We start from the raw sequence: 8341 nt of genomic DNA, 5'->3' as shown, positions 1-8341 counted from the left end.
TCAACAAAAGTCATTAGGGCAAACGTAGCTAAGAAATATAGTTTTTTCATTTGTTTGAAATTTATCATTTTGTGGTTACTTTATTTGATTTGTCTGTTAATATATATCCATCCTGATTTGGTTTGTATATCATCACTTTCAATAACGTAATAATATGTACCATCGGGTAATTCTTCATTTTTATTAGATTGTCCAAACCATTCGTTTATATAATTAGACTTAGAATATACTTTTGTTCCATATCTATTAAAGATACTTAACATTTTTACATTTAATCCTGATAAATCAAAACTATCATTCAACTGATCATTATTAGGAGAAATACCTTTTTGTATAGAGCATGAAATACCATCAACAATAAAATTAGCAATAGCATCACAACCATTTGAGGTAACTTTTACGCTATAATTTCCAGCTTGCGTAACAGTTTGAGTTTGTGAACTTCCTAAAATGCTTGTTCCAAATGTCCAACTATAAGTAACATTAACCCCAGTTGGATTGTATGAATTATTTAAAGGAGTAGAAGTTAGTACATAATTTGGACCAACACATTCTCCAGATACACTAGTTAACACATCATTTTCTATAAATAAAACAGCCGTTTCAGACGCGGCAATTTGACAAATGCTAGCATTACTTGAGACTGAATACGTTATTGTATATGTTCCAGGTGTACTACTTACAACATCAATAATTCCTGTTGAGGCATTTATAGATAAACCAGTTGTAGAACTAAAAGTTCCGCCACTAGTAAATCCAGTTCCAAAAATTGGAGATTCATTGGCGCCATCAGCACAAGCTGGAGTAACATAAGAAAAATTAGTAATTGGTGTAATAACTGGATTAATAATTATGGTAGTATTTGAACTTCCAGCAGCTAAACAAGTTGCTAAATTTTGAGCTATTGTATAAGTTACACTATATGTTCCAGCAGTTGAAGAAGCTAAATTAATAACTCCAGTTGCAGAATTTATACTCAATCCAGTAGTAGAACTATAAACACCACCAGTTGTAAATCCTGTTGCAGGAATAGGTGATGGATTAGTTCCATTTGCACAAACAGGCGTTGTATAACTAAACAATGTAACAGGAATTGTTGCTGGTGTAATCACAATATTTGCAGTTGAGGTTCCAACTAACTGACAATTATTAATAATTGCAGGAACAGTATATGTTACAACATAAGGACCAGCAGTTGAAGTAGCTAAATTAATTTCTCCTGTAGTTGAATTTAAAGACAATCCACTTGTTGAAGTAAATGTTCCAGAAGTATTGAATCCTGTTGCAGTTGTATTTGGTAAAGGATTAATACTATTAAGTTGACATACAGGTGTTGTATAACTAAAAGTAGTAACTGGAGTTGCAGGAATTGTTAAATCTATACTTGCAGTTGTGCTTCCAGCAGATTGACATATTGACAAATCTTGTAAAACCGAATAAGTAATAGCATAATTTCCTGGCAATGACAAAGCTAAATTAATTTCTCCTGTTGAAGAATTAATTGATAATCCAGTTGTAGAAGTAAATGTTCCACCAGTAGAAAATCCAGTTGCAGATGTATTAGGAAATGGATTAATTGTAGAAGCTTGACATACAGGTGTCGTGTAACTAAAAGTTGTTACCGATGTTAAAAGCGGAACAGCATTAATAGTAACCGTAACTGGATTAGAAATACAATTTGTAATTAAATTTTGAACAGTTACACTATGATTTCCTGGAGTTAAACCACTAAAAGTTGGACTAGATTGATACGTTCCGCCATCAACATTATATTGAAAATTCGAAGTTGTATAAACGTATGTTCCAACATTTGTATAAACTTCTGGATCTAATGTTGTCCAATCTGTTGCAATAAATGTTGTGTTAGGAACAGATGCATTTATATTTCTTCTGTAAACATAACCTGTTTGACCAGCAGGTGTAAATACTAAACCATCTGTTCTTCCCCAAAGATCTATAACTACATCTGATAAATTGGTTAATCTAATATTATCATCAATATTTACAGCGCCACAACTTGTAAAAGTTGCATTTGGTGTTATAGAAGGTTGGTTTGGACTTAAACTTAATTTTACAACATAAGTGGCGTTATTAGCTAAAGTTCCAGTTAAATTATTATCACAACCTGGAGATACAGTTGTATTTCCATTATTGTAAGTTTTTAATTTATAATTTGAAAGATTTACCGAAGCTCCAGTACCATTATAAATTTCAACATAAGTTAACGAACCAGCATCAGCATCAGTCACTTCAGAAATGAATAAATTTGAAGGTAAAACACCACCATCAACAGGACTTGTAACTTGAATGGTTCCTGTTTGAGTTTGACAAGTAGGTTGAGTAATTACAGATACAACTGGATCAGCTATAGTATTAATAGTCATTGTAAATGATTTCTCGTTTGAACACAAAGAATTTTGTGCATAAATATGCATAATTTGAGATGCTGTAATTACAGTTCCAGCTGGATATTGTGTACCTTGACCATTTGGTTGACTGAAATAATTCCCAACTGGTAATGTAGGCATTGTATAACTATTACAAGCAGTAACGTTTGCAGGTTGAAGAATTACAGGCGATGCAATAATTTCAACATTTGCTGTAGTTGTAAAAGCAGCACAGCCACCAGTTGCAGCTACTGTGTAAGTTACTAAATAGTTTCCTACTGCACTTGCGCTAGGATTTATACTTCCATTATTAAACAAAATTGATAATCCAGCAGGTGTAGCAGCATACGTACCACCAACTGTACCAACTAAGTTTGATGGTTGTTGTGATGTAATACCATTACAAAAACTAGCTTGCGAGTAAGTAAAAGTTGCACTTGCTGGAGCAGTTATTATAACTGTTCTAGAAGTTGTAATACTTGGAATATTTGTACATGCACCGTTAGTGCTTGTTAAAGTTGTACTTGTAACAACGTATGCTCCAGGTGTACTAGCGGATAAATCTATTACTCCAGTTGTAGGATTTATAGATAACCCTGTTGTCGAAGTATAAGTTCCAGCAGAAGCGCCATTTGCCAATACTGGGATTGGATCAACACCATCTTGACAATAAGAATTTAGAGGATAGTTAAAAGTATTTATAGGAAAACATTCTGTTGTACCACCACCAGTATTAGTTTGTGTAAATGTTACTGTACCTGCTAGATTAGAAAAATTTGTAATCATTATAACATAGACTTTACATATAGTTGCTTGAGGAATACATAAAATTTCAGTTGGTGCAATAGAGAAACTACAGCCATGTAATTGTCCACTACAACCTTGTGCAGGAGTTAATGGAGGTTGTAATCCAGCTATAGGGAATGAAGGAACAGCACCACAAGCTTGAGTTAAATCATCAAATGGTCCCCAAGCTACATAATCAACATCTCTAGGCGTTCCACCAGTATCTACTTGAGAAATTAAATAAGATAATGGACCAGCTTGATTTACTTGTAAAAAGAAAAATGCTGGATTTGGCGATGAACCTAAACATCCAATTGTACCTAAACTAGGAATATTAGTAGAGTTTTGATAAGTAACAGTTTGTCCTGTACAAAATGCAGGTGCTTCTGCACATGGTAATGTACCAATGCATAAATTAAAATTGGTAAATTGTGGAGTTGCCAAAGTCGAGTAAACTCTAATATAATAAGTGTTTCCAGGTATTAAACCAGTACCAATATTACAACCAACTTGTATTAAATTACCACAGCTACCTTGAAAAATACCGTAGTTCAAAACAGTCGCAGGTGTAACGTTATTAAACGAAATAAAATGAGTAATTGCAGTTGCGGTAAAAGTAAACCAAACATCATCATTAGGCGTTCCTGGACAAACTAAAACTGGTGGTGTTGGAGGAGGTGGAGATTGAGAAGCAGTTGCTCCTGTAATTGTTCCAGCAACAGTTTGTACACAATTTAAATTTTGATTTACAATAGCTAAAGTAGCATTGGCACATTCATCATTTAATGGTAAAGTACCAAAAGAATATGCTGCTGACCAAAAGCTTATATCATTAGGACCACATAAAGATCTTACATAAAATGTATAAGCAGTTCCTGGTGGTAAATTATTAAAAGTATATGGATTGGTTGTTGCAATTCCAAGACTTCCTGCAACTGGTGGCGCAGACCCAAATGGCACTACAAAAACTTCCCAAGCAGTTGCCGAACCATTTTCTGTCCAGCCTAATGTCGCTGAGTTTTGTGTAACTGTAGCTGTAAGTAATGTTGGTTTAGGACAAGTAGGAACTGGTGCACAAGTTACATTTGCAATCCAACCTGGATTGTTAACTGAACCATCACTTATAAATTGAAATGTTAAACAACCGTTTGGACCAGCAGTAGATGATTCAAATGGACCAGGAATTGTATTTCCCCAAAAAGAACCGGGCAATGATCCACCAATATTTGTTGGTCCATTTCCACTAGAAATTTGTGGCGCATTAATTGAGTTTCCATCAAAAACATATAATCCATCCCAGTTTGTTTCTGTTTGAAATGATGTAAATGTAACCGTGACTATTTCACCAACTCCAGGACAAATTGTTGTAATAACATTTGCGCCATTTGTATAATTTACATTAGCACCACCATTATCAGTAAATATTCCACCACAAGCTGGTGGAGTTTGTAAAGTAGTTGCAGATTTTGGATCTGACCAAAAGCTAATATCTGTTGAAGAACAAATTGCTCTAACATAAAAATTATAACAAGTATCGGCAGTTAATCCAGTATAAGTAAAAGGATTACTACTTGTTGTAAAACCTGCTGTTAAAGGAGTTAAAGCCGTTGGAGCAGGAGAAGCACAAGGTAATGCCAAAACTTGAAATGAAGTTGCGGTACTATTATTGGTCCAACCGACCACTACAGATGTAGAAGTAATTGTCGCTACAGGAGTTGTTAAAACTGTTGGCTTAGGACAAGTTGGTGCTGGATCACAAGTTATGTTTGCAATAAAACCAGCAGCTGTTACACTTCCATCAGATGTAAATACAAAAGTTAAACATCCACCAGTTGCAGACGATGTAATTGATGCAGGTAAAGTTGCACCTGTGTAAGTCGCTAGCAAATTAGCAGTATTACTTCCATCATAAATTCTTAAAAAGTCAAAATTATTTTCAAGTGCAAATGATGTAAAAGTTACTGTTACTTGGTCATTAGTGTTATTTGGACAAATTATTGTTGTAACATTTGCTCCATTAGCATAATTTGCTGTTGCTCCACCAGGATCTGTAAAAGTTCCGCCACATTGTGGAGGAATAGATGGAGTTGTAAATAAAAATGGTCCAGCCCAAGCACTAAAAGTTCCATTTCCACAATCTGCTCTTACCCAATATTGATATCCAGTATCAGGTGTTAAAGGAGATGCAACAGGATAATTAGTATTTATAGTTGTTGTTATTCCTGCTCCAGATGGAATTGCTCCACCAGCAGGTTGCACTGCAACTTGCCAAGATGTTGCGCTTCCTGGATTTCCCCAAGATAATTGTGCACTAGTTTGTAATACTACTGGCGCTGTTAAATTATCTGGTTGTGCGCAAGTTACTGGTTGAATTACTAATGTATATGCAACTGTTTGTGGTGTTGCATTAGTAGAAATTACAATAATATAGGGCAAACCAGCAGTTACTGCTAAGTTAGGAATAACTCTAACGCCGCCACCATTATTTGCAACTCCTGCAACACAAGTTACACCTACATTGGCGCAACCTTGATATACAAAAATTCCAGACCAGTTAGCACTTGGCGTCATTGTAATACTAATTAATCCAGAAGTTGTTGGTGTATAAGAATAAAACACATCGTTACCAGTCATATAATTTGTTCCAGTATTAGCACAAGCAAAAGGTTGTGTTACATCTGTAGAATCTGCATAATTTGCGGTAGTATCTGTTGTACTGTAAGGTAATGTTGTTATAGTTATAGGCGCAAGACAACTAAGTCCAGGCGAACTTGTCGTAAACGCTGTAGGACCAACATAATTACTTAAACTATTGGCACAAATTGCTCTTACATAATAATTATATGATGTAGTTGGAGTTAGTGGTGTTCCAGTAGCTGTTGTTGTAGCAAGATAAGGTAAAGCTCCATTGTAAACAATTCCTGTTCCTGTTGGTAAAGTACCAACCGGTACAATTTCTATTTCCCAAGAAGTCGCTCCACCAGGATTTGCCCAACTAAGTTCGGCAGAAGTTTGCGTTATATTAGCAACTGTTGGTGTAGTTGGATCGATACATCTTTCTACAACTTTTACATTGTCTATTAACCATCTGTCTCCACTTAAACCAGGTACATTTTGGGTAAATCTCATTACAAAAGCAATATATATTTGTTGACCAATAAATTGCGGTGGAATATTTATAACTTTTTCTTCATACACATTATATGTAGTAGTTAATGTAGCTTCGGTATATTGTTGTAATAAAGTATAATCTGAAGGATTAATTTGTGTACCTGTCGCTAAAGCAATTTTAATTTGAAAAAGTGTAGCTGTTTCTTGTGCAATTGTAGATCTAGTAAAAAATCGTAATTGTCCATTTGCAGGAACTGTAATTAAAGGTGTAGCAAGATAATCTTCGGATGTGTTTCCAAGACCAATAAATTCTCTATCCATGTAAGCAGAATTTATTCCTGAATACACTTCGGCTGGCGCAGTTCTAATTTCCCATCTTTTTGCTTGTCCAACTCCGTTGTCAAAAACTGCCCATTCTCCTGTTCCAATAGTCCAAGTTGATGGCGTTGTTGGTGGAGGTAAATCTGGACCAGCTGTGTTTTCAAAACCTTCTAATGGCAATCCTTGAGAAAAACCTAAAAAAGAAAGTAATAAAGTAACAATTAGTAAAGTAATTTTCTTCATTAAAATTTTGTTTGATTAATTTATAGTTATTTGTATGTTTGATTTATTCCCCAAATTTAACAAAAATTATGAAAAAAGTTATAAAATTGTTATTTTTAACTATATTTCTTGATAGTTTATTATTTTTTTAGTTAGAAATTCATCAGGAATTGTTTAAGAATGGTTAGTTTTGCTACATAATTTATACTATGTTAGAAAAAGAAAAGACAAATTTTGAGAAAACTGTAATTGTTGGAGTTGTAACTCAAAATCAGAGTGAAGAAAAACTATTTGAATATTTAGACGAGTTAGAATTTTTAACTTTTACCGCTGGTGGAGAAGTAGTTAAACGTTTTTGGCAAAAGATGGACAAGCCAAATCCGAAAACTTTTTTAGGAACAGGTAAAATGGATGAAATTGCATTGTATTGCAAAGAAAATGATATTTCGTCTGTGATTTTTGATGATGAATTATCTCCATCACAACAAAAAAACATTTCTAAAATAATTGATAGTAAAATTCTTGATAGAACGAATTTAATTTTAGATATTTTTGCACACAGAGCTGAAACTTCGTATGCAAGAACTCAAGTTGAATTGGCGCAATGTCAATATTTGTTACCAAGATTGAGTGGAATGTGGACGCATCTTGAACGTCAAAAAGGTGGAATTGGACTTCGTGGACCAGGAGAAACCGAAATTGAAACCGATAGAAGAATTGTACGTGATAGAATTTCGTTGCTTAAAGAAAAAATAAAAACGATAGACAAGCAACAATCTGTACAACGAGGTAATCGTGGTGCAATGGTTAGAGTTGCGCTTGTTGGATATACAAATGTTGGAAAATCGACATTAATGAATGTGATTAGTAAAAGTGAAGTTTTTGTTGAGAATAAACTTTTTGCTACGCTTGACACAACTGTAAGAAAAGTAGTTATTGGTAACTTGCCTTTTTTATTAAGTGATACTGTTGGGTTTATTAGAAAATTGCCTACACAACTTATAGAATCTTTTAAAAGTACACTTGACGAAGTTCGCGAAGCCGATTTATTATTGCACATTGTTGATATTTCGCATGCAGATTTTGAAGATCATATTGCTTCTGTAAATCAAATTTTAATGGATATTAAAAGCAATGATAAACCTGTAATTATGGTTTTTAATAAAATTGATGCTTATCAACATTTGACTATTGAAGAAGATGATTTAATGACTGAAAAAACTCCAAGACATAACACGCTAGAGGAATGGAAACAAACTTGGATGAGTAAAGTTGGAGCAGAAAATGCCTTGTTTATTTCGGCAATTGAAAAAGAAAATTTAGAAGAATTTAGAGAACGTATTTATGAAAAAGTACGACAAATTCATATTACAAGATTTCCGTATAATAAATTTTTGTATCCAGATTTTAAAGATATTGTTGTGGAGTAATGTAGGTTGCGATAGTGATTGCAATGAAAAGCCCGCAACAAAAAAACCATTTGGGTCTTATTATAAAAAGCGACCAACTGAATC

At 34.0% G+C, this 8341-nt stretch carries 2 protein-coding genes; one reads left to right on the top strand and one right to left on the bottom strand.

The genetic code is table 11. From position 1 onward, the window contains the following. Window positions 1–80 precede the first annotated feature (80 nt). Window positions 81–6848, bottom strand: coding sequence for a fibronectin type III domain-containing protein (locus ACH2BC_RS01915; RefSeq protein WP_395052281.1), 6768 nt, complete (start codon window positions 6846–6848; stop codon window positions 81–83). A 188-nt stretch (window positions 6849–7036) separates the two neighbouring features. Between ACH2BC_RS01915 and hflX the strand changes: the two genes are divergently transcribed. Further along, window positions 7037–8257, top strand: a complete 1221-nt coding sequence (gene hflX, locus ACH2BC_RS01910; RefSeq protein ID WP_395052280.1) for a GTPase HflX — start codon at window positions 7037–7039, stop codon at window positions 8255–8257. The last annotated feature ends 84 nt before the right edge of the window (window positions 8258–8341 follow it).

This window comes from Flavobacterium sp., from assembly GCF_043760115.1.
Taxonomy (GTDB): domain Bacteria; phylum Bacteroidota; class Bacteroidia; order Flavobacteriales; family Flavobacteriaceae; genus Flavobacterium.
This window is presented reverse-complemented; position numbering and strand designations above follow the sequence as displayed.

Coding starts and splice junctions, on each gene's coding strand:
- ACH2BC_RS01915 (WP_395052281.1), bottom strand. CDS start 6,848: ATGAAGAAAATTACTTTACTAATTGTTACTTTATTACTTTCTTTTTTA.
- hflX (WP_395052280.1), top strand. CDS start 7,037: ATGTTAGAAAAAGAAAAGACAAATTTTGAGAAAACTGTAATTGTTGGA.